Genomic DNA, 18189 nt, shown 5'->3' on the forward strand with positions numbered 1-18189 from the left:
CCCCGGGCGTGGTCATGGCATCGGCCACCGCATCCGACAGCACAAACCGCATCTGGCGCCGCCCGCCCTCGAGGCGCTCCTCGGTCTTCACGTCGACACCCCGCCCGGACTGGTCGATGAAGGTGATCTGCGGGTTCTGCGGCAGCATCGCCGCCCCCACAGGCCCAACCGCCCCGCCCTGGGCAAACGCCGCCAGCGGCGGCATGCCGCCCGCATTGATCGCCTCCAGCAGCGCGCGATGCCGCGCGGTGGCATTGGCATTGACCACAAACTCGCCGGAGCTGAGCCAGCTCAGCCCCTTGTCGGCCCGGCTGCCGCCGGGAAAATACTGCATCCCGCCATCGGCATTGGCCGGGATCGCCGCTGCCGGGGCCGCAGGACTGCCCGGCGCGATGGCGCTGAAGAGCATCCCCAGGAGCCCACCCTCGCCGCCGCCCAGCAGCCCCGCCAGCGGGCCTTCGCCCAGCAGCAGCGCCTTCATCGCGGCATCATAGATGGCGTCGCCCAGCCGGGAGATGGCGGCGGCGGCCTCGTCCCCGCCCCGGGCGAGCCCGGTGATCGCGTCAAAGCCCACCGAGCGGAAGGCGTCATACTGCTCGCGTGCCAGAGACACCGCCGCCTGCTCGGCCTGCCGTTCGGCGATGATCCCGGCCACCGCCTGCCGCTCGGCCTCGGTGGCCTCGGCCAGCACCTCGCGGTTGCGGATCAGCTCCTTCTGCACCGGATCGAGCTCGCGCAGGATCTCGAGCTCGGCACGCTGGGTGGCGATCAGATCGGCCACCCCGTCGCGCTCCTGCCGCGTGGCGCGGCTGCCGCTCGCGCCGCCGTTGCGGACGCCGCTGCGGCCGCCGCCGTTCAACCCGGCCTGCAGCTTGCGCCAGGCGGCATCGGCGGCATCGGCCTGTTCTTCCAGCGCCGCCGCCTCTTCGGCCCGGCGCCGCACCTGATCCTCCGCCGCCTTCAGCTCCGAAGCGCGCCCGCCCGCGATCAGCTCATAGCCGCCCATGGGCAGCTCGTCCCGCAGATCCTGCACCGCCATGGCTCCGGCGCGCGCCACCGGATCACCCACCGTGTCGAGCCTGATCTGCGCCCGGCGTGCCTCACTGCCCGCAGCCGCGGTGGCGCGGGCCTGCAGCGTGTCGAGCTCGGCGATGGCGGCACTGAGATTGCCCGCCAGCACCGAGGCGGCATTGGCGCCGTCGCGGATGCCCGAGGCGATGTCGATCTGCGACAGCCGGATATTGAGCTCAAGTGCCTCGCGGATTTGATCCTTCAGGTCCTCGGCGACGGGCAGTTCCTCGAGCCGCGCCTCCAGCGCCCGGCGGCTGGCCTCGGCCTGCGCCTCGGCATAGTCCACGCTGTCTTCGCCGAAGCGCAGCGCGGCGGCCTGCAGGGCGTTCTGTTCCTGCTGATCCAGCAGCATCTGCCGCGCGGTCTCCAGTTCCTGCTGCCGCGCGAGATAGGCCTGCGCCGCCGCATCGGCCTGATCACGGATCGACGGCGGGATCGCCTCGGAGGCCGCCTTGACCTGCAGCAGCCGGTCCAGCACCTCATTGGTGGTGGCCAGCAGCGCCTTCTGCTGGCTGACCTGCTCTGCCGTGCCGCCGACATTGGACCGCAGCAGCGCCTGCATGTCGCGCAGGGCGTCGATCTGCTCCTCGATCGAAGCCGCGCTGCCGACGATGGAAAGCCCCTCCACGATCCGGTTATAGGTCCGGTCGCGGGTCATCTCGGCAGGCCCGACCCCGACCGCGCCGCCAAACATCTGGCGCACCTCGAGCGGCTTCATGTCGGCCTGCAGGGTGCGCACGCTGGCGGTGGCCTCGGCCATCATCTGATCGCGCGCCGCCGCCTGCATCTCGCGATGCAGCTGCCGCACCTCTTCGGTCACCGTGCCCCAGCGCGCGCGCATGTCCTCGAGGCTCATGTCCGACAGGTCGCGGAAGCCGTCGATGCTCTCGCCCAGCCCCTGCAGCACATCGTCGAGGCTCTGCGCCTCTTCCGAGGCCGAGGTCAGCCAGGAGGTCATCGCCGCCCCCGCCGCGATCGTGCCCATGGTGATCAGCGTCACCGGGCTCAGCAGCGACAGAAAGGCCCGGCCCAGCCCGATCACCGCCCCGCGCGCCCCCATTGGCCCCAGCACCTGCGCGATCTGCGAGCCCTGCTGGGTCGCCAGCACCAGCGGGTTCTGCCCCGCCTGCAGCATCACCCCGATGTCGAAGAGCTGCGAGGTCAGGTTGCCCACCGTGCCCGCTGCGATCTGGGTGCTGTCGCCTGCGCCCTGCGCCCCGCCGCGCAGCCGATTGAAGGCATCGACCCCCACCTGCCGCACCCGGTCAAAGCCGCCGCGCAGCCGGTCCAGCAGCCCGCCGGTGCGCGCCGCCTCCCGCCCGGTCTCGCGCAGCGCCTCCCCGGCAGCCCCCGTCCGGGCATCGAGCCCGCGCGTGGTCACGGTGAGCCGGTCTGCCGCCGCCTCCGCCGCCCCCAGATCGCCCGCCGCCTCGCGCGCGCCCTGCCCCAGCCCGTCCAGCGCGCCTTGGGTCGCCTCGGTGCCCGCGCCCAGATCGACGGTGGCCCGGTCCAGCTCCCGCGTGGCCTGCGCCAGATCTTCGGTCGCCTCGCGGGTGCCGCGCAGCTCGCGTGCGGCCTCGCGGGCGCCCTTCAGATCGAGGAAGGCTGCAAAGCGGAATGCCATGTCATGACCCGTTCAAGACGGCTTTAACGCCGGTTTCGATGACCCGCAGCTCGGCCCAGAGCGCAGGGGTGACCGCGATCCCCGCCAGCCGCAGCGAGGCCTCGCAGGCGGCGTGATCAAGCCCGAGCCAGAAGGCGCCGCCAAACCCCGCCACCACCCGCCACTGGTCCTGCACCGCGATGAAGGCCTCGACGGCGGGCAGATGCTCGGGCCAGAGCCCGTCCTCCTCCTCCTCGTCCTGCACCAGCCCGGCCGGGATCCCGAAGAAGGCCGCATCCGCCGCGAGCTCGTCTGCCCTGGCACTGTCCGTCAGGGTGCCGAGCGCCAGGGCGCGCCCGGCCCAGCTCAGTTTCCCGTCTTGGCCTGCAGAAAGCCCTTGGTATGGGCCGAGAGCAGCGCAAAGCGCAGGTCAGAATAGCCCAGCATCTCGTCCAGCAGCTGCGGGCTGGACGGGATCGGCGTGCCATCGGCATCAAGCACGCCCGAGACCTCGGTGATGGCGGCGCGCAGGAAGGTCTGCTGGCCCTCCCGGGTCTCGAAGTCATGCGCCGCAAGCTCGGCATCGGACAACACCCGGAAGGTGGCGGCGAAGCTCTCGCTCCGGATCAGCACATCGGCGGTAAAACGGCGGTCGGTGGCCAGACGGAATGCCATGGGAACGGTCCTTTCGGTTGGATCAGTGCGCGGCGGCGGGCGTGTCACGGACAAGGCAGATCGCCGCCACGCCCTGCCGGAAGATCAGGGTCTCGTCGCCATTGGCGGAAAAGATCGAGAGGCTGCCATGCTCGGCAAGCTGCTCTTCCACATCCGCGATCGCGAGATCCGGGTTTGGCACCGTGACGGTCGCGCCGCCGATCATGTGGAACTTGAGGAGGAACTTCTCCACGGGAACGGTCCTTTCGGGTCAGATCAGGTCAGGGTGAGGGTCCACTGGTCGTTGCCCGCCTCGGGCAGCGGCACGAGGCTCAGCGGCCATTCGGTCACGCCCTGCGCCTCGGTGAGGCCGGTGGGGCGCTGCATCTGGGCGCGCGGGATGCCAAAGCTCGCGATATTGCCCGCCGTCACGCCATGGGTCAGCACCAGCGGCACGGCGCTCTGGTCGCGGGCCAGCGCGAAGGGATCGAGCGTGGCCAGCGCCACCGCCTTGATCTGCATCTCCACCATGTCGGCGCGGTCGGCGATGACGATCTCCTCCTCCCCGATCAGGAAGCGGCCCTGCACGTCATTGCCCATGGCGAGCTTGAAGCTGCGCAGCACATGCGCCGCCCCGTCGATGCTGAAGACGGGCGTGTTCGCCTTGGAGCCCGCGCGCGGCTTCTGGAACTCCGAATAATCCGGCACCGGCATCGCCTGCGCGCTCGGCTTCACCCAAAGGCCGGTGAAGGTGAACTCCAGCTGCGGGATGGCCGAGGCATTGACCACGAAGTCTACAGTGCCCCGCGCCCCCACCAGCGCGTAAAGCGTGCCGTCGATGTTGAGCCAGATCGTGGCGCTCTCATAGCCCGAGGAGATCGGATTATAGGTGACGCTGGTGCCCGCCTCGATGGTCTCGGCAGCGCCGCAGGCGCGCAGCAGCGGCCCCCAGGCCGGGGCGGTGCCCGCCGCGCCCGAGGCTGCCAGCTCCACCTTGAAGGTCATCACCGAATGCAGATCCACCGGGATCGTGCCCGAGGCGCCAAGGAAGGGCGTCTCGTGGCCGCGTTCCAGATCGGTGCCCTCCATGGGCCGGATCTGGATCTCCGAGGCGCGGATGGTGTTCGCCGCCCCGGTCGGGGTCGCGTCGATGCCATAGCTCGTCTCGATCTTGGCCAGCAGCAGCTTCTTGCGGAAGTAGAGCGTCATGCCTCGGGGTCCTTCTGATCGGGGGCATCAGATTGCGCGCCGGATTGCGGCGCGACGGGCTGCGGCGCGGGGGCCAGCGCGCCGGTGGCGTCACGGAGGAAGCGTCCGCCGCTGGCGGGCAGCACCAGCGGTGCGGGCAGTGCTGGCGCGGGAGGCGCCTTGGGGGCTGTGCGGGAAGGTTTGCTCATGCGCTGATCCTCAGCTGGTCTGCGATGGTGAACTCGATCTGGTAGCCCAGGAGCCCCGCCCCGGCGGGGATGATCCGGGCGCGGGCCAGCTCGAACACCCCGACCTCATCGCCCGGCGCCCAGCCCGCCAGCGCGGCAAGGATCGCCTCGACAAAGACGTCGAGCCGGTCCAGCGCCCGCTTGCCCGCCGCATCGCTGGAGCGGGTGAAGAGCAGCACGCCGAGGCGGCGGGTGACCGGCTGGCTGAACATGCCCGCCAGCGCCTCGCCCGGCCCGGCCTCGATGCCCATGGGCAGCAGGTAGGCGCGCACGCCCCCCGAGGGCAGCACCATGCTCTCCATCAGCGCGGTGAACTCTGCGGCGCCGTCGATGCGCCCGGCCAGATCCGGAACCCGCGCGCCAAGCCGCGTCTTGACCACGTCCAGCATCAGATGAAGCCCTTCAGGTTCTCGGCGGTCATCGGCCGGGCGCGATCGACCATGCGCGCGCCGCCGCCGCCGGTGGTGGCCGGGGTCACGCCCTCGGCCTCCAGCCGCACCGCGCCCGCCGCGATCTGCTGCAGCTGGCGCAGCGCCTCGCGATGCTCCTCGGTGATCTTGTCATTGGCCTCGAAGACATGCAGCCGGTAGATCGCGATCTGGCGCGACAGCGGCGCGATCTGCGGCGGCACCACGCTCAGCGGCAGGCGGTAGCGCACCGCCAGATAGCCGTCGATCAGCGCATCCGCCTCCGCGATCGCCTGCGCCACCACCGCGCTGTCGATCTCCCCGGTGGCGGTCTCGCCCCGGTCGGTCAGATCGACCAGCAGCGGCGCGCCATAGCGGTCGATCAGGTCGGCTTCGGTGCAATAGGGCATGGCAGTCTCCGGGGGGAAAAGCCCGGCGGCGGCTCGCACCGCCGGGAAGGTCTGCCGCGCGGGGCGGCAGGGGGCAGAACTCAGGCGGCGGGCGACACGCGATCGACCACGACCAGCATCGGGTCGGCGCGGATCAGCGCCAGCTCGGCCTCGGACAGATTGGCCAGATCCAGCACCACCGCCTCGGGGCCGAAGTGCCGCCCCGCCCGCCAGCGCCCGCGCGCCGGGCCATGCACCTCGATCGCCGCAAGGCCGGGCGTGATGGCGGGTTCGGTGGGGGTGCCGTCCTCTTGCGGGGGATCGGCGGGGGTGCCGTCCTTCACCCCCGCCGGGGCCGCCCCCGTCGCCGCCGGGGATGCGGCAGGCGGGGGCGGCGTCTCTTTGGCGCGGGCTTCCGCCTCGGCCACGCGCTCGGCGAGCTTCTCCTCGCCGATATTGACCGGAAAGGAGAGGCCCAGCTTCAGGGCCTTCTCTTCCAGCGCGATCCGTTCGGGGGTTTTCTCGCCCATCTGCCCGCGCCTTATGCCAGCCAGGGCACGACCAGCAGCTCGGCCGTGCCTTTCCACTCGTTGGTCTCCCCGCCCGAGGCCAGCTCGGAATTGAGGATCTTGCGACCGGCACTTTCCAGCGCGGGCGGCACCACCAGCAGGTTCGGCATCAGGCCCAGCGGGCGGCCATAATCGCCCTTCATCCCCGACAGCGCGGCCCGCGCCGTGGCGTAGTTCGCCGCGTTCAGCGTCTGCCGCGAGCCCCAGGCCATCTGCCAGAAGCCGAAGCCCGAGTTGAACCGCGCATCGGCGCCGTAGACGAACTCCTTGTTCATGAACACGTTCTGCGCGGTCAGATCGGTCATCGAGACAAACTCGAAGTCCTTGCGCCGCTGCAGGATGATCGGCTTCAGCGCCCGGCTGGTGTCCATCAGGAACCACGGCGTGCCCGAGCCGCCATCGGTATTGGCCACCGTGGTCACTTCGCCGTCTTCGCCCAGCACCGGATGGTCGGTGTCGAAGAAGTTCTGCCCGTCATAGCAGGGCTGGCTGAAGCCCGCCTTCAGCGTCTCGCCGAAGACCAGCATGTCCTTCTTGGCGCCGGTGGACTGGCCCATCTCGGTGAACATCGGCGCGTAGATGCCAAGATTGTCGGTCTCGATATCGTCGCGGTCCACGCCGATGGTCAGCTCCCACGGCTTTTCCTTGATGGCGTAATCGTGCTGCATCAGGTTCTGGATGGCGCGCGGGCCGATCCATTCGCGCACGTTGGGCATCTTGCCCAGCCAGCCATACTTCTGCTCTTTCTGGGTCGAGGACACCTCGGTGGCCACGCGCGACCACAGCGCCGAGGCCTGCCCCAGCCCGTTCTGGAAGTTGGTGGCGAAGCCCGCGCGCAGGGCTTCGAGATTTGCGGCATTCACCAGCATGGGGGTCTGTCTCCTGTCAGGACGCTTTGGTCAGGGCTTCGTCGAGACGCACCCAGACGCCCTGGGCGTCCACCGCATCGACATGCCCCGCCGGGGAGCGGGAGGCGGAGCCATCGGTCTTTGCGACCGTCTGGTCATCCACGGCAAAGACCACGTCGCCGATCTCGGCCACCGTGATCTCGTCCGCGCCGCCGGAATTGGCGAAGCGGTAGATGCCCGGGCGGTAGGTCAGCACCTCGTCGCCTGCAGAGCCCGCGCTGTTGTCGACGCGCTCTTCGGCGCGGCCCACGCCCACCAGCCCGGTGGCGGTCTGGCCCTTGGTCAGAAAGCCCGCCGCGTTGCGCATCACCAGCGCGCCCGCATAGATCAGCGTGGCGGCGGCCACCCCGCCCTGGCGAAGTTCGCCCTCGGCGCGGGGCGTGTTGCGGTCCTGGGTCAGCGCGGCCATCAGCGGGTCTCCTGCGTGAGGTTCTTGGCCATCGCCTCGGGGTCGATCCCCAGCATGCGGGCGACGGTCATCTGCTCAGTGCTCAGCACCGCCTGCCCTTCGGCGGGCGCGGGCGGCACCAGCGTGGTGTTGGTGGGATCGAGCTTCGGCATCTTCTCGATCATCGCGCGGGCGCGGGCGGGGTTTTCCATGTGCAGCGCCACGAACTCCTCGCGCGAGGCCTTCAGCCCGGAGCGGCGGTCGCGGATCGCCTGATCCACATACTCTTCCGCCGCGCGGCGCTGCCCCTCCGCCTTGAGGGACTTGACCTCGGCCTGCAGCGTGGCCAGCGTCTCGGTCTGGCTGGAGCTGGCGCGGGCGGCGGCGAGCACGGCGGTCAGGCTCACCTCGCCTTCCAGCCCCAGTGCGCGACCGATCGTGCTCAGCGTCTCGGTGTCTTCCTTCTTCTCCGGCTCCGGATCGGCTTTCGCCATCCGGGCAGAAAGGGCTTCGAGAACCGCCTCCTCGGAGGCGTCCTCGGGCAGGCCAAGCATCTTGGCCAGCTTGGTCAGAAACATGTCGGGGGTCTCCGTGCTGTTGAGCGCCAGAACGTCCGGCACCGCAGGGTCATTGGTCAGGGCGGCGCGCGCGATCGCCAGCACCCGCCCGGACAGCTTGTCGTAGGAAAGGACGGGCGAGATGCCCCAGTAGCTGCGGTCCGAAAGCAGCGCGCGGCCGCTCTCGGTCCAGTCCACCCGGCCCCAGATGCCGGTGTCGCGCTCTTCCATCTCGGTGATGTAGCCGCGCGCCGGGGCCGACAGCCCCATCTTCGCGGCGGTGTCGGTGGAGTGGTTCTCGTCGATATGGATGCGATGGCGGCGGGCAAAGCTCTCCGCAATGACCGCGCGCGCATCGTCATAGGACCAAGGCCCCCGGCCATCCTCGGGCCGGGCGGCAAACGCGCCTTTCGGCACGAGATGGATCCAGTCAGGAACGGTCGCGCCTTCAGCGGGCGCGGGCAGTTCCATCGTGGCAAGGGTGATCAGGGCGGTGTTCATGCCGCCATCCTGCCCCGCAGATCAGGGGTAAAAACATGTCCAACATGTTGTCAGGAGGCGCGCATAGGGCGCAGGCTGAGACTGCGACGGGGCGAACAAGGCGTCAATCCCCCGCAGCGTCCCCCAGATACTCGGCGATGATCTCGCCGATGGCCTGCTGGTCGGCGGTGCCGATGCCGAGATAGGGGCGTGCGGGGATGTTGCCCCAGGGGATCGGGAAGAAGTAGCGGCGGCCTTTCTTGTTGATGCCCATGCGGGCGCCGAACTCCCCCTGCTGGGCGCCGAATTGCATCACCGCCGCATAAATCATGTTCGAGCCCCAGCTCACCTCGTCGGCCTCGGCCTCGTAACTGATGGTGGTGGAGAGCGACTTGCTCGGCCCGATCAGCGGGCGGGGGCCGGGCTTGTCCTTATTCTTCTCGTAGCGGGCCAGCGTCACTGGAGAGCGCGGCGCCCAGGGCTGGCCCTGCGGATCGGTGCCCGCAGCGAAGTTGGCCTGGGTGCTGCGCTGCATAAACTCGCCGATGTCCTGCATCAGCGGGCGTGTGTCGGTCAGCGCCGCCTGCACCCGGGCAAGGGCGGCGCTCAGTTCGTCAGTGGTGACGGTGACGCGATACATCGATCAGCCTTCTACCGGAACCTTCGCCAACCACATCTCGGCCTGCTCCAGATTTGTCTGCACGATCGACACTTCCCGCCCCTTTTGCAGATGCCGCAGATCTCGAAGTGCTGCGCGAATACCATTCTGGGGAGACGGAACTTCGGGGACAGCAGGCGCAGTCATCGACCATGTCGATAGCAAGAAGTTTTCCATGTTTTCGCGCCGCCAGCCACATGCTTTGTAGAGTGCGATCGCTCGGAGCAAGGCATCAACTGCCAATTCTTGAGGATCACGCGTCGCATCATAAACTTCGGGCATTTCGCTTTCCTTTCAGCTGATCCGGGTGAGCATCTCGCGCAGGGCATTGGCGAGCTCGCTGTCCGCAAAGCGCTCCAGCAGGTCGCGCAGGAAAGCCTGCGCCAGCTCGGGCGGAAGTGCCGCCACCTTGTCCGCGACGATCTGCAGGATCTCGGACACCGCACTGGTGCCGGGCGCGTAGTCCCAGCCTTTGCCGATACCTTCCGGCGCGCCGGTGCGCGGATCCACGGCCTGCCAGTCCTCGGGCAGCCCCTTGGCCGGATCGCCGCCGAGCCGCCGCACCCCGGCGGCACTGCGCGCACCGGAGACAGAGCAGCTGCAGCCCCAGCCATTGGGCGGAAAGTGCTGGCGCCAGAATGGATGGTCCGGCGGCAGCGCCACGCCGTTCCAGGCGAGATGGTTCAGCCGGGGCTCCACCGAGCCGCCGTGGAAGTAGACCCAGAAGGCAAAGTTGCCTTCCGTGAGCTGCGCAAAGCGCCCCGCCATGTAGCTGGTGCGCATGTTGGTGCGGTAGATCACCCGGGTGCGCCAGGCCTCGCCCGCCTCGGTCCCCTGCCCGGTCCAGCCGTGCCAGCCGCGCGCCTCGACGATGGCGCGGAAATCGCGGCGGAACTCCTCCAGCGAGGTGCCCTCGGAGATCGCCTTGTCCATGGCCGTGCCGAGATCGGCGAGCAGATCGGCCTTCATCGCTCCCGCCACCACGAAGGCGCGGTCGTGCTGGGCGTGGCGCAGGTCATCCCAGCGCGCCGTGGGCACCAGATTGCGCAGCCGCAGCCGGAAGGCCGCGACCTGCTGGCGGAACGGGCGGCGGAAGACCAGCGCCAGATCAGCCATCGGCCTCGTCCTCTACCAGCGCGCGGCCCCCGGCATGGGCCGCGAGGAAGGCCTCGGCCAGCACCTCCACCAGCCCGTCCGTGGAGAGGTCCGGCCAGGCGGCAAGGATCATCTCCCGCGCCTCTTCCAGCGAACTGGCCGCCTCCAGCATCACCTCGATCCGCTCGATCATCGTGCCCACCGGAAGTGCCGCCTCCGAGGCCAGCCGGTCCTGCGCCGGAGCAAGAGCCGCTGTGCGGCCCGTAGAGCGCCGATCCGTCTGCAGGGCGGCATGACCCCATGCCGGGGCGGGACGGGTATTCAAACGGTATTTAAATTCGCTCTCAGGGGGCATTCCGTCGCCGGGGGCCGGGTCCGGCGGCATCTGCGCCGGGGTCTGGCCCTGCGGATGCAGGATCTCGGCCTGTTTCGCCGCCTCGGGCAGACCGAACTTCGCCAGCACATCGGCGGTGGCCACCCGCAGCCCGCGATCGACCAGCGGACCGATGGCCTCGGAGAAGGCCTTGAGGTCTTCCGGCTCCGGCCGCGTGATCCTGATCCGAGGATAGGCGCGTTGCGGGCCAAACTCCAGATCTATCCACGGCCGCACCAGATCGCGGTTGAGGATCGCCGCCAGCGCCTTGCAATCCGCCGCCTCGATGTCCTTCTGCACCTCGCGGTGCTCCTTTCCCGAGCCCAGCCCGCCGGTCTCGGCATCGGTGGTGGCGGTCTGGCCCAGCACCGCCTTGGAGATCTGCCGGTCCAGCCAGTCGGCCCGGCGTTCGTAATGGTCGGTGGAGCTGCCGATGCTCTTGGCCTCGACAAATTCGATCAGCATGCTGTCGGGGATGATGCCCGCGCAGTCGCCGCCGATATTGGCCACTGCCCGGAACAGCGTCTCGCGGTCCTTCTCGTCGGCCTCGGGGCCGTATTTGCCGATGCGGATCGGCTGGCCATAGGTCTGGGTGAAGATCGCCCAGTCTCGCTGGGTATAGGCCTTGAACATCCAGCCCCAGGTGGCGATCCGCGCCAGCCCCGAGCGCAGCGCGAGCCCGCTTTTGGCGCGCATGCGGGCGAAGATGAACTTGAAGCCGGGCAGCGCCTCTTCCTGCCCGCCCGCGCCGATCATGCGCGGCGTGGCCAGATCGTGCCGGGCGAACCGGAACCAGCGCGGATCGCGATATTCCAGCCGCGCAGGCTGCCATTGTCCCATGGAGGTGTCCCAGAGGATCTCGGTGAAGCTGTAGCCCTTGCCGATGGCATCGAGGATGTCGAAGGTCTCGTCGGCCAGTTCGTCGCGATCGAGCCAGTCGCGCACGAGCTTGGCCATGGCGAGGTCATGGGCCGTGTCGCCCCCTTCTTCCACCGTGATGTCGATCTGGCAGACCGAGCGGCGCCGCGTGCCGAGCACGCCGAGATAATGCGGATCGCGCTCCTCGATCGTCTCGGCCAGTTCCAGATAGCGCACCGGGTCCCCGGCATCCGCCTCGCGCAGGATCACCGCGAGGCGGTCGGGCGTGAGCCCGTCCGCCGGATAGCCCGAGAGCGGCGACCGCACCCCGCCGATCGTGGGCGCTGACACCTCCTGGCGCAGCGAAGACCGCTGCACCGGGCGGCCCCATTGGTCGAGAAGCTGCGGTTGCCGCGCCATGTCAGATACCTCCTATCTTCACCGCAGCCAGGTGAAGCCGAACGGCCCGACCTGCACCTCAAGGTCGATATGATCGGCCCACATTCCAACGCGCAGCGGGAGCGCCCACGAGCGCCACTCGACCCACCAGCGGAAACTTCCTCTTCTCATCGCCTCGCTCCTATTTGGTCTCGGGCGGCGCTTGCCACCCGTTCTTGATCGCGCTGATCTCCGACACCCTCATGCCGAGGCGCAGCGACACGTCATGCATGGTCTCGCCCGATTGGGCCGTTGCCTGCCACCACGCGCGCCCCGCATCCCGATGCGGCGGCTCACCACGGTTTGCGCGCGGGTCGATTGGGTCAAGCAACATACCTTTGCTCCCAATTCAGTTTCTGCGCCCGTCGGCCGAGGCGACCACGGACACCGCGGCGGCGTTCCCGGCCTCGATGTTGCGAGAAACAATTTCCATCGCCTTCTCAGGCGTCATGATCCGCTGGTCCTGCATCGCGATGGCGGCGCCGGTGATGTGAGCGCAGAGCGCCAGCGCCTCGACCTGCGACAGGTCGAACCGCTCGCACCACGCCTGCATGTCACGCGCAAGAGCCGTCTTCGCCTCCATCAGCCTCTTCTCTCGCGGGTTCATGTGCGCCTCCTTTCGTGAGAACCCTGCACGCGGCGGCCACATGCAAGGCATGCCCATTGGCCATCGTGCAGTTGGATCAGTTCATGCGGGCAGAAGTTGCGCGCCACGTCAGACACCCCCTCGCAAGCCCGTGCCCAGTGGCGGGCGCCACCAGCTGCGGCTTTCATTGTCATCGGGGCCGCCCAGAACATCGCGGCCCCGCCCGTCGCCCACCGGGCGATAGGCGTATTCCGTGGGCGCCGCCTCTGCCGCACCTGTGGCGAGGGCAAAGGCCCAGAACCGGTCGGCATGGCCATCGGTCTCGCCCTCGGCCACGAGGCGGCGGATGCCGGTCGGCCCGACGCGGGAGCGGATGGCGTGCAGATCGGCGCGCAGCACCGGATCACCGCCGGGAATCGCCAGCTCGCGGTCCTGCATCCGCTCCTTCAGCACGGTGGCCAGTTCCAGCTTGCGCGAAGCGGTGAAGAGCACGCCGTTGATGCGCGAGGCTCCGTAGCGCCGGGTGGCATCCTCCACCGGCTTCTCGCCCATGCCGGTCTGGTCCATCGCCACGCGCAGCACGTGATAGCGCTCGAAGACCGAGGCCAGAAGTGCGTCCTGCTCGGCAAAGCTGATGCGCTTTTTCGCGATCACCTCGCGGGTCATCAGCCGGTCGCCCAGATCCTCCAGCACCACGATCACGAAGAGGTCAGTGCGCGCCGCGATATCGACCCCGACATAAACCGGCTTGCCGGTATAGCGCCCGGGATCGCCCGCCAGCATCTCCTCGCAGGAGGCGATCAGGTCGTAATCCAGCCAGCTGGAGGCGGCATCGAGCCACTTCAGCTCGAACTCCTGCGCCCAGGCATCCTCGTCGGCCATGCCCGCGCGCAGCTCGTCGATATCGACTTCAAGCCCCTCTTTGACGGCCTGATAAATATCGACGTGATGGCGCGACCAGCCATTGTCCTCGGCGGTCATCAGCTCGTAGAACTTGTTGCCCTTGCCGTTGGGCGTGGAGATCACCCGGATCTTGTGCCCGCCCCGCGCTGCCACCGGAAAGGCCGAGCCCCAGATGCGGCGGCTGTCGCGGTGAAAGCCGAACTCGTCGAGCAGCAGGTTGCCGCCAAAACCCCGCGCCGCATCCGGCGAGGCCGAAAGTGCCGTGATGCGCGAGCCGGTGGGAAAGCGCACCTCATGGGTCTTGTAGGTGGCATCGAGCTCGGGGGCGTAGAACTCGCCCTCCTCAAACTCGGGCGCGCCCAGCGTGGCGATGCGGTTATAGGCGGCATAAAAGCCCCGGACGATGGGCTTCAGCGCATCCTCCATCGCCTCCTTCGCCGTGGCCTCCGAGCGCGACAGGATCGTCCAGCGCGTCTTGCGCCCGGCGATCTCGGCCTGAAAGCAGTCATCGGCGATCTCGCCGCAGGCGCCGAAGGTCTTGCCGCCGCGCCGGGTGAACATGCCGATCTTGAAGCGGCTGGCATCCTGCAGCCAGCGCTTCTGATACGGCAGGAAGGTGATGACGGGATTATCCATCGCGTGCCCTGCAATTCAGAGCTTCCAGTGCAAGCCGGGCGCGGTCCAGCTTGAACGAGAGGTCGGGCTGCTTGTGTCTTTTCGAGAGTTCGAGGTTCAGCAGCCGCCGGCACAGCCCGCCATAGGTCCTGCCATCCACGCGTTTGCCCTCAATGAACGAGCGGAGCATGTGCGCGGCGTCACGACATGCACGCTCGACGAGCAGATCGCGGCCCTGCCAGTAGCGCGCTTGTGCGGCCATGTCGTTCGCGATTTCGGCATCGGTAGCCATCAGCAGGCCTCCCAATAGCCGTCGCGCAGCCAGCCATGCCAGTGCGGCTGGCGGTGCACAGAGGGGCGCAGCGTCGGCTCGGTGCGTGAGCCGTTCCAGAACCATGACGGCCCGCCGGACAGCGGCTTGAACTCCACCCCGGTCAGGATGTGGTCCAGCTCGCCGCAGCCGCAGGGGCAGAAGAACCACATGTAAGAGACGTGGTCGGTGCCCGGATCGGTGAAGTGGACGCTGCCCGGCAGGCGGCGGGCGCGGAACTCGGTGCGGTCGGCAAAGTGAATGGCCCGGATCATGCGAAGCCCATGATCTCGCGCGCGGCCCGGGCGGCTTCGGCATTGACCGAGCCCCGCGCCACGCCCGCCTCCAGCTTTGCGGCCAGCTCGGTCTGCAGCGCCTCGCGCGCCTCGCGGGCCACCCGCTCGCGTTCGTCGGCCAGCAGCTTTTCCCGCAGGCCGGAGCTCGCCATCAGATCCTTGACCATGCGCCCCAGCGCCATCAGGTCCTTGGGCTCCAGATGGCCGTCCTCCTCGCGCACCGCGCGGATCATCTGCACCGCCGAGGTGGCGATCATCTGCACCAGCACCTTGTGCAGCTCGCCCTCCGCCGCGATGTCCATGTCTGACAGCAGCGTCTCGGCGATCGAGAAAGCCTCGCGCTGGTCCTTCAGCGCCTTGGAGAACCGGCCCACCGCCGTCTTGCCGATGCTGACCTCCAGCCCGCACTCCTGCAGCCGGAAATTCAGCTCCTCGGTCACTGCCACGATCTCGGCAAAGCCCCGCGCCTCCAGCGCCTCGCGCAGCCAGGCGCGCAGCTCGGGCGGGATCAAGTCCAGTTTGGCCGGAGCGGGCATGGCTCAGGCCCTCGGGCGCGGGCGCTGGATGCCGGGATGCGTGACGATGCCCTGCGCCACCTCCACCCCGCGCACCGTCGCGGTGGCGATGATGAAGCCGTTGTGATCCTCGATCTTCAGCAGCCCCTGCTCCTGCAGCCAGTGCACCTCGGCGGTGACCTGATCGCGGGTGTAGCCGATGCCGAAGCGCCGCAGCAGATCGGTCATCATCGACACGTTCGAGGTGTAGCGCGGCGCATCCTCCAGCAGGCGGAGAATGGCGATCCGGGCGTGCTCGCGCAGTTCCTCGGCGTAGCTCATCCCTTTTGTCCTTTCAGAAGGTGGTCCTCATGGCGGGCGACCACAGTCTCCACCCGCTTCATGATCTCCTGCTGGCCCGCCAGATGGGCGTCCATGCGTTCCATGTTGCCGTTTAGCCGGACCAGCTGCAGTTGCAGCTCATGCATATCGTTCAGCGTCGGCAGCACTCGCACCGACTGCTCCAGCGTCTGGATGCGCAGCTCGTGCCGGTCCATGCGGTCAGTCCCGGCCTTGAAGCGCTCGTCATTGCCCTTCTGCCGGTTGGCGAAGAAGGCAAAGACCATGGCCCCAACCGACAGCCCGAACGAGGCGAGCTTCAGCAGAAGATCCAGATCAACGATCACGCGGGCTCTCCGGTGGGCGTGATCACCGCCTCGAAGTCGGTGCCGCTGGCCAGCAGGCAAGCCATGCCTTCCGGCGTGACCAGCAGGATGGTCCAGGTCCCGGTCTCTGCAGAAAAAAGCTGCATCAGGCCTGTCGGCCCAGCGAGCCCGGTGGCGCGCAGGCGTTCGCCATACAGGTCATCAAGCTGATCGATGACCTGATCCTGCGCGGCGCAGGTCACAGTCTGCTGCGCCAGCGCCGCCGCCGCAGTCAGGGCGAAGAGGATCAGCGCCAGCGTGGCGCCAAGAGCAGCGCGTCCGAGGGGCGTCCTCATGCGGCACCGCCCTTCTGGCCCCAACGGGTGGAGACGAAATCCTTGAAGGTGTGCCCGCCCATATAAAGCGTCATGTAAAGGGCGGTGAGCTGGAACAGCACCCAGAGGTCGGGCTGCGGCAGGGCGATGCGCCAGATGGCATTCGCCACATGCAGCAGCACGATGGCCCAGAGCCACAGGAAGCCCAGCACATACATGCCCGCCGGGCGCCAGGCGCGCATCCAGACCGGATCGCCCTGCCCCACCTTCAGCGCCGCCAGCTGGTATTCCAGCCCTTCGGTATAAAGAGCCACCCGCGCGCCCAGCGTCGCCTCCACGTCGCGCATCGCGGTCTCGACCCGGTCGGGCTCAGCACGCGCCAGCGGCTCCACCTCCTCGGGCGCCACGCCGAGGGCGCCCGCCAGCTCGGCCAGCACGTCGCCGACGAGTTCGGCCCGGCCCGCGCCGATCTGGCGGGCCAGCACCCGTTCGATCAGCGGCGCGCCGACCGCCCCGGCCAGAGAGATAAGTGCAGATGCGGACATGTCAGACCCTCCGGAGAATGCGCGCCAGCCCGGGCGCCACGCCCTGCAGCTTGGCCGCGAGGGCGTCGCGATAGGTCCAGGCGCGGCAGAGCGCCCAGAGCAGGATCAGGCCGCCCACCATCCAGGGCAGCGCCTCGGCCCAGGGCAGCGCCTCCACCCCCGGCGCGGCACTCCCGGCGGCCGAGCCGCCGCCCAGCACCGTGGCGGCTGCGCCCTCGGTCTTGGCCTTGCGCGCGGCATCGAGGCGGCGCTGCAGGGTGGAGAGCGTGGCGCGGCCAAGGATGCCGTCCACGGTCAGATCGTGGTCCTGCTGGAAGCGCTGCACCTCGGCCTTGGCAAGCGCTGCGGGATCGTCGCCCGGCTCATAGCCCAGCGTCCGGAAGGCCGCGTGGATCTCGGCCAGTTCCGCCCGGGTCAGCGGCAGCACGATGCGCGCGGCAGTGGCGGTGGGGGCGTCATCCACCGGCAGGCTGTAGGCGCCGGAGCGGATCAGGTGGAACTCTTCGCGGCGGCGCCGGGTCAGGCCGGGCAGCACCCGGCCCCCGCCCTTGTTCCAGAGCGACAGGCGCTCGAGCACCTGATCCCAGCTCTGGGTGATCCAGAACGGCACCCAGCTGGCGCGCCCGATAGCGCCGGTGTTGAAGTGGAAGCTCACCCCGCCGTCGAACTCGTGCTGCAGCGCCCCCGGCATGGCGGCAGCAACGGCAGGCTCGTAGTTGCGCCGCAGCGCCTGCCCCAGCAGGCGGGAGGCTTCCTCGCGGGAGAGCACCATGCCCGCGCGCGGCTTCACCACGCCCGAGGCGGCGGTGAGTCCGGCGCCGATTGTCCAGACCCCGACCGGGTCGCGATAGGCCTTGAGCACGACCCCTTCGTGCCGTTCGAGAAAGCCGATGCCTTGTGCGGATGTCTGCATGCTGCCCCCGGAGGATTGCGGCGGGGCCTGTGCCCGCGCGGTCCAGAGCAGAATGGCGAAGCGCGCCATGGAAAATCATGTCCAACAAGTTGGACAGGAAATCTCAGAAGAGGGAAAGTTGCCGGTCATCGCCCCGGCGCGGCGCTTCCGAGGTAGAGTTGTCGGGCGCCTGCCGCAGATATTTGCCGATCGCCACATCGGTCACATGCAATCTGCGCGCAATCTGGTTCACAGGCAAGCCCCGGGCATGCAGCGCATGCGCAAGCCAGACCCGGGCCGTGGGCACGCGCGAGACCTCACCACCCCAGACCCGGCCAAGTTCCCGCAGCTTCTCAGGCCCAATCAGCGCCTCGGCCTCGCTGCGACCCTTTGGATTGCGCGCCCAATAGAGCCGCGCGCCGCCGAACTCCAAAAGGAAATCCACGGTCAGATCGTAGCCCAGCACCTCCACATAGGGGGCGACATGGGCAGGCGCGCGCGGCAGGTCAGGCATTATCGCCCTGCCCCTTCAGAAGCGCTTCCAGCTGTCTGACCCGCTGGTGAAGTTGTGCCTGAAACCGCCGACTGGTTTTTTGACGGTCAAGCATTTCGTCACGGGCCTCGCGCAGCTTCATGACGTATCTCTCGGCCTCTGCGCGTCCGCGCTCCGCTCTTTCAATGCGGC

At 68.7% G+C, this 18189-nt stretch carries 30 protein-coding genes; all 30 read right to left on the minus strand.

Features of this window, described 5'->3' with window-relative positions; genetic code table 11:
- A partial coding sequence (locus VK682_RS25230) for a phage tail length tape measure family protein (protein WP_324782782.1) occupies window positions 1–2695 on the minus strand: 2695 nt, incomplete at its 3' end.
- A gap of 1 nt (window position 2696) precedes the next feature.
- Complete coding sequence (locus VK682_RS25235) at window positions 2697–2939, minus strand: DUF1799 domain-containing protein (protein WP_324782783.1); 243 nt, start codon at window positions 2937–2939, stop codon at window positions 2697–2699.
- Between the two features lie 101 nt (window positions 2940–3040).
- Window positions 3041–3349: a hypothetical protein gene (locus tag VK682_RS25240; RefSeq protein ID WP_324782784.1), complete on the minus strand. Its 309-nt coding sequence runs from the start codon at window positions 3347–3349 to the stop codon at window positions 3041–3043.
- Window positions 3350–3371: 22 nt separating this feature from the next.
- A complete protein-coding gene (locus VK682_RS25245; RefSeq protein ID WP_324782785.1) occupies window positions 3372–3581 on the minus strand; it encodes a hypothetical protein in 210 nt (69 codons plus the stop codon).
- Between the two features lie 23 nt (window positions 3582–3604).
- Window positions 3605–4537, minus strand: a complete 933-nt coding sequence (locus tag VK682_RS25250; protein ID WP_324782786.1) for a phage tail tube protein — start codon at window positions 4535–4537, stop codon at window positions 3605–3607.
- Entirely contained in the window at window positions 4534–4725 is a 192-nt protein-coding gene (locus tag VK682_RS25255; protein WP_324782787.1) for a hypothetical protein, read from the minus strand. Before VK682_RS25255 ends, VK682_RS25250 begins: the two co-directional genes overlap by 4 nt.
- Window positions 4722–5153: a phage tail terminator protein gene (locus VK682_RS25260; RefSeq protein WP_324782788.1), complete on the minus strand. Its 432-nt coding sequence runs from the start codon at window positions 5151–5153 to the stop codon at window positions 4722–4724. Before VK682_RS25260 ends, VK682_RS25255 begins: the two co-directional genes overlap by 4 nt.
- Window positions 5153–5581: a gp436 family protein gene (locus tag VK682_RS25265; protein WP_324782789.1), complete on the minus strand. Its 429-nt coding sequence runs from the start codon at window positions 5579–5581 to the stop codon at window positions 5153–5155. Before VK682_RS25265 ends, VK682_RS25260 begins: the two co-directional genes overlap by 1 nt.
- An 80-nt stretch (window positions 5582–5661) precedes the next feature.
- Window positions 5662–6090 (minus strand): HI1506-related protein, encoded by a 429-nt coding sequence (locus tag VK682_RS25270; protein ID WP_324782790.1) that lies wholly within the window; start codon window positions 6088–6090, stop codon window positions 5662–5664.
- Between the two features lie 11 nt (window positions 6091–6101).
- Window positions 6102–6998, minus strand: a complete 897-nt coding sequence (locus VK682_RS25275; protein WP_324782791.1) for a Mu-like prophage major head subunit gpT family protein — start codon at window positions 6996–6998, stop codon at window positions 6102–6104.
- A gap of 16 nt (window positions 6999–7014) precedes the next feature.
- Window positions 7015–7446, minus strand: a complete 432-nt coding sequence (locus tag VK682_RS25280; RefSeq protein ID WP_324782792.1) for a hypothetical protein — start codon at window positions 7444–7446, stop codon at window positions 7015–7017.
- Window positions 7446–8483 carry a phage protease gene (locus tag VK682_RS25285; protein ID WP_324782793.1) on the minus strand — a complete coding sequence of 346 codons (1038 nt, stop codon included), beginning with the start codon at window positions 8481–8483 and terminating at the stop codon, window positions 7446–7448. The genes VK682_RS25280 and VK682_RS25285 overlap by 1 nt, the downstream gene beginning before the upstream one ends.
- A 103-nt stretch (window positions 8484–8586) precedes the next feature.
- A complete protein-coding gene (locus VK682_RS25290; protein WP_324782794.1) occupies window positions 8587–9102 on the minus strand; it encodes a phage virion morphogenesis protein in 516 nt (171 codons plus the stop codon).
- Between the two features lie 3 nt (window positions 9103–9105).
- Entirely contained in the window at window positions 9106–9402 is a 297-nt protein-coding gene (locus VK682_RS25295; RefSeq protein WP_324782795.1) for an Acb2/Tad1 domain-containing protein, read from the minus strand.
- A gap of 12 nt (window positions 9403–9414) precedes the next feature.
- Entirely contained in the window at window positions 9415–10236 is an 822-nt protein-coding gene (locus tag VK682_RS25300; protein ID WP_324782796.1) for a phage head morphogenesis protein, read from the minus strand.
- Window positions 10229–11866: a DUF935 domain-containing protein gene (locus tag VK682_RS25305; RefSeq protein ID WP_324782797.1), complete on the minus strand. Its 1638-nt coding sequence runs from the start codon at window positions 11864–11866 to the stop codon at window positions 10229–10231. The genes VK682_RS25300 and VK682_RS25305 overlap by 8 nt, the downstream gene beginning before the upstream one ends.
- Before the next feature lie 18 nt (window positions 11867–11884).
- On the minus strand, window positions 11885–12016 hold the full coding sequence (locus tag VK682_RS25310) for a hypothetical protein (RefSeq protein WP_324782798.1): 132 nt from the start codon (window positions 12014–12016) through the stop codon (window positions 11885–11887).
- 10 nt (window positions 12017–12026) lie between these two features.
- A complete protein-coding gene (locus VK682_RS25315) occupies window positions 12027–12218 on the minus strand; it encodes a hypothetical protein (RefSeq protein ID WP_324782799.1) in 192 nt (63 codons plus the stop codon).
- 15 nt (window positions 12219–12233) lie between these two features.
- Complete coding sequence (locus VK682_RS25320) at window positions 12234–12491, minus strand: hypothetical protein (protein ID WP_324782800.1); 258 nt, start codon at window positions 12489–12491, stop codon at window positions 12234–12236.
- A gap of 108 nt (window positions 12492–12599) precedes the next feature.
- Window positions 12600–14009 (minus strand): terminase large subunit domain-containing protein, encoded by a 1410-nt coding sequence (locus tag VK682_RS25325; RefSeq protein ID WP_324782801.1) that lies wholly within the window; start codon window positions 14007–14009, stop codon window positions 12600–12602.
- Window positions 14002–14280 carry a hypothetical protein gene (locus tag VK682_RS25330; protein ID WP_324782802.1) on the minus strand — a complete coding sequence of 93 codons (279 nt, stop codon included), beginning with the start codon at window positions 14278–14280 and terminating at the stop codon, window positions 14002–14004. Before VK682_RS25330 ends, VK682_RS25325 begins: the two co-directional genes overlap by 8 nt.
- The gene (locus VK682_RS25335; protein ID WP_324782803.1) at window positions 14280–14573 is read right to left on the minus strand and encodes a ubiquitination-like system serine protease family protein; all 294 of its coding nucleotides are present in this window, start codon (window positions 14571–14573) and stop codon (window positions 14280–14282) included. The genes VK682_RS25330 and VK682_RS25335 overlap by 1 nt, the downstream gene beginning before the upstream one ends.
- Window positions 14570–15130, minus strand: coding sequence for a phage protein Gp27 family protein (locus VK682_RS25340; RefSeq protein ID WP_324782804.1), 561 nt, complete (start codon window positions 15128–15130; stop codon window positions 14570–14572). The genes VK682_RS25335 and VK682_RS25340 overlap by 4 nt, the downstream gene beginning before the upstream one ends.
- A gap of 3 nt (window positions 15131–15133) precedes the next feature.
- Window positions 15134–15430: a VpaChn25_0724 family phage protein gene (locus VK682_RS25345; RefSeq protein ID WP_324782805.1), complete on the minus strand. Its 297-nt coding sequence runs from the start codon at window positions 15428–15430 to the stop codon at window positions 15134–15136.
- Entirely contained in the window at window positions 15427–15774 is a 348-nt protein-coding gene (locus tag VK682_RS25350; RefSeq protein WP_324782806.1) for a DUF2730 family protein, read from the minus strand. Before VK682_RS25350 ends, VK682_RS25345 begins: the two co-directional genes overlap by 4 nt.
- Window positions 15771–16088 (minus strand): hypothetical protein, encoded by a 318-nt coding sequence (locus VK682_RS25355; RefSeq protein WP_324782807.1) that lies wholly within the window; start codon window positions 16086–16088, stop codon window positions 15771–15773. Before VK682_RS25355 ends, VK682_RS25350 begins: the two co-directional genes overlap by 4 nt.
- Window positions 16085–16612, minus strand: coding sequence for a hypothetical protein (locus VK682_RS25360; RefSeq protein ID WP_324782808.1), 528 nt, complete (start codon window positions 16610–16612; stop codon window positions 16085–16087). The genes VK682_RS25355 and VK682_RS25360 overlap by 4 nt, the downstream gene beginning before the upstream one ends.
- 1 nt (window position 16613) lies before the next feature.
- Window positions 16614–17525, minus strand: coding sequence for a glycoside hydrolase family protein (locus VK682_RS25365; RefSeq protein WP_324782809.1), 912 nt, complete (start codon window positions 17523–17525; stop codon window positions 16614–16616).
- Window positions 17526–17628: 103 nt separating this feature from the next.
- Window positions 17629–18018 carry a helix-turn-helix domain-containing protein gene (locus VK682_RS25370; RefSeq protein WP_324782810.1) on the minus strand — a complete coding sequence of 130 codons (390 nt, stop codon included), beginning with the start codon at window positions 18016–18018 and terminating at the stop codon, window positions 17629–17631.
- Complete coding sequence (locus tag VK682_RS25375) at window positions 18011–18139, minus strand: hypothetical protein (protein WP_324782811.1); 129 nt, start codon at window positions 18137–18139, stop codon at window positions 18011–18013. The genes VK682_RS25370 and VK682_RS25375 overlap by 8 nt, the downstream gene beginning before the upstream one ends.
- Window positions 18140–18189: the final 50 nt, after the last annotated feature.

The organism is Salipiger marinus (assembly GCF_035481585.1).
In the GTDB taxonomy this organism is placed as follows: Bacteria; Pseudomonadota; Alphaproteobacteria; order Rhodobacterales; family Rhodobacteraceae; genus Salipiger; species Salipiger marinus.

Coding starts and splice junctions, on each gene's coding strand:
- VK682_RS25265 (WP_324782789.1), bottom strand. CDS start 5,581: ATGCCCTATTGCACCGAAGCCGACCTGATCGACCGCTATGGCGCGCCG.
- VK682_RS25260 (WP_324782788.1), bottom strand. CDS start 5,153: ATGCTGGACGTGGTCAAGACGCGGCTTGGCGCGCGGGTTCCGGATCTG.
- VK682_RS25335 (WP_324782803.1), bottom strand. CDS start 14,573: ATGATCCGGGCCATTCACTTTGCCGACCGCACCGAGTTCCGCGCCCGC.
- VK682_RS25325 (WP_324782801.1), bottom strand. CDS start 14,009: ATGGATAATCCCGTCATCACCTTCCTGCCGTATCAGAAGCGCTGGCTG.
- VK682_RS25305 (WP_324782797.1), bottom strand. CDS start 11,866: ATGGCGCGGCAACCGCAGCTTCTCGACCAATGGGGCCGCCCGGTGCAG.
- VK682_RS25330 (WP_324782802.1), bottom strand. CDS start 14,280: ATGGCTACCGATGCCGAAATCGCGAACGACATGGCCGCACAAGCGCGC.
- VK682_RS25280 (WP_324782792.1), bottom strand. CDS start 7,446: ATGGCCGCGCTGACCCAGGACCGCAACACGCCCCGCGCCGAGGGCGAA.
- VK682_RS25345 (WP_324782805.1), bottom strand. CDS start 15,430: ATGAGCTACGCCGAGGAACTGCGCGAGCACGCCCGGATCGCCATTCTC.
- VK682_RS25365 (WP_324782809.1), bottom strand. CDS start 17,525: ATGCAGACATCCGCACAAGGCATCGGCTTTCTCGAACGGCACGAAGGG.
- VK682_RS25340 (WP_324782804.1), bottom strand. CDS start 15,130: ATGCCCGCTCCGGCCAAACTGGACTTGATCCCGCCCGAGCTGCGCGCC.
- VK682_RS25270 (WP_324782790.1), bottom strand. CDS start 6,090: ATGGGCGAGAAAACCCCCGAACGGATCGCGCTGGAAGAGAAGGCCCTG.
- VK682_RS25370 (WP_324782810.1), bottom strand. CDS start 18,018: ATGCCTGACCTGCCGCGCGCGCCTGCCCATGTCGCCCCCTATGTGGAG.
- VK682_RS25355 (WP_324782807.1), bottom strand. CDS start 16,088: ATGAGGACGCCCCTCGGACGCGCTGCTCTTGGCGCCACGCTGGCGCTG.
- VK682_RS25320 (WP_324782800.1), bottom strand. CDS start 12,491: ATGAACCCGCGAGAGAAGAGGCTGATGGAGGCGAAGACGGCTCTTGCG.
- VK682_RS25240 (WP_324782784.1), bottom strand. CDS start 3,349: ATGGCATTCCGTCTGGCCACCGACCGCCGTTTTACCGCCGATGTGCTG.
- VK682_RS25250 (WP_324782786.1), bottom strand. CDS start 4,537: ATGACGCTCTACTTCCGCAAGAAGCTGCTGCTGGCCAAGATCGAGACG.
- VK682_RS25310 (WP_324782798.1), bottom strand. CDS start 12,016: ATGAGAAGAGGAAGTTTCCGCTGGTGGGTCGAGTGGCGCTCGTGGGCG.
- VK682_RS25360 (WP_324782808.1), bottom strand. CDS start 16,612: ATGTCCGCATCTGCACTTATCTCTCTGGCCGGGGCGGTCGGCGCGCCG.
- VK682_RS25295 (WP_324782795.1), bottom strand. CDS start 9,402: ATGCCCGAAGTTTATGATGCGACGCGTGATCCTCAAGAATTGGCAGTT.
- VK682_RS25275 (WP_324782791.1), bottom strand. CDS start 6,998: ATGCTGGTGAATGCCGCAAATCTCGAAGCCCTGCGCGCGGGCTTCGCC.
- VK682_RS25285 (WP_324782793.1), bottom strand. CDS start 8,483: ATGAACACCGCCCTGATCACCCTTGCCACGATGGAACTGCCCGCGCCC.
- VK682_RS25290 (WP_324782794.1), bottom strand. CDS start 9,102: ATGTATCGCGTCACCGTCACCACTGACGAACTGAGCGCCGCCCTTGCC.
- VK682_RS25255 (WP_324782787.1), bottom strand. CDS start 4,725: ATGAGCAAACCTTCCCGCACAGCCCCCAAGGCGCCTCCCGCGCCAGCA.
- VK682_RS25300 (WP_324782796.1), bottom strand. CDS start 10,236: ATGGCTGATCTGGCGCTGGTCTTCCGCCGCCCGTTCCGCCAGCAGGTC.
- VK682_RS25315 (WP_324782799.1), bottom strand. CDS start 12,218: ATGTTGCTTGACCCAATCGACCCGCGCGCAAACCGTGGTGAGCCGCCG.
- VK682_RS25375 (WP_324782811.1), bottom strand. CDS start 18,139: ATGAAGCTGCGCGAGGCCCGTGACGAAATGCTTGACCGTCAAAAAACC.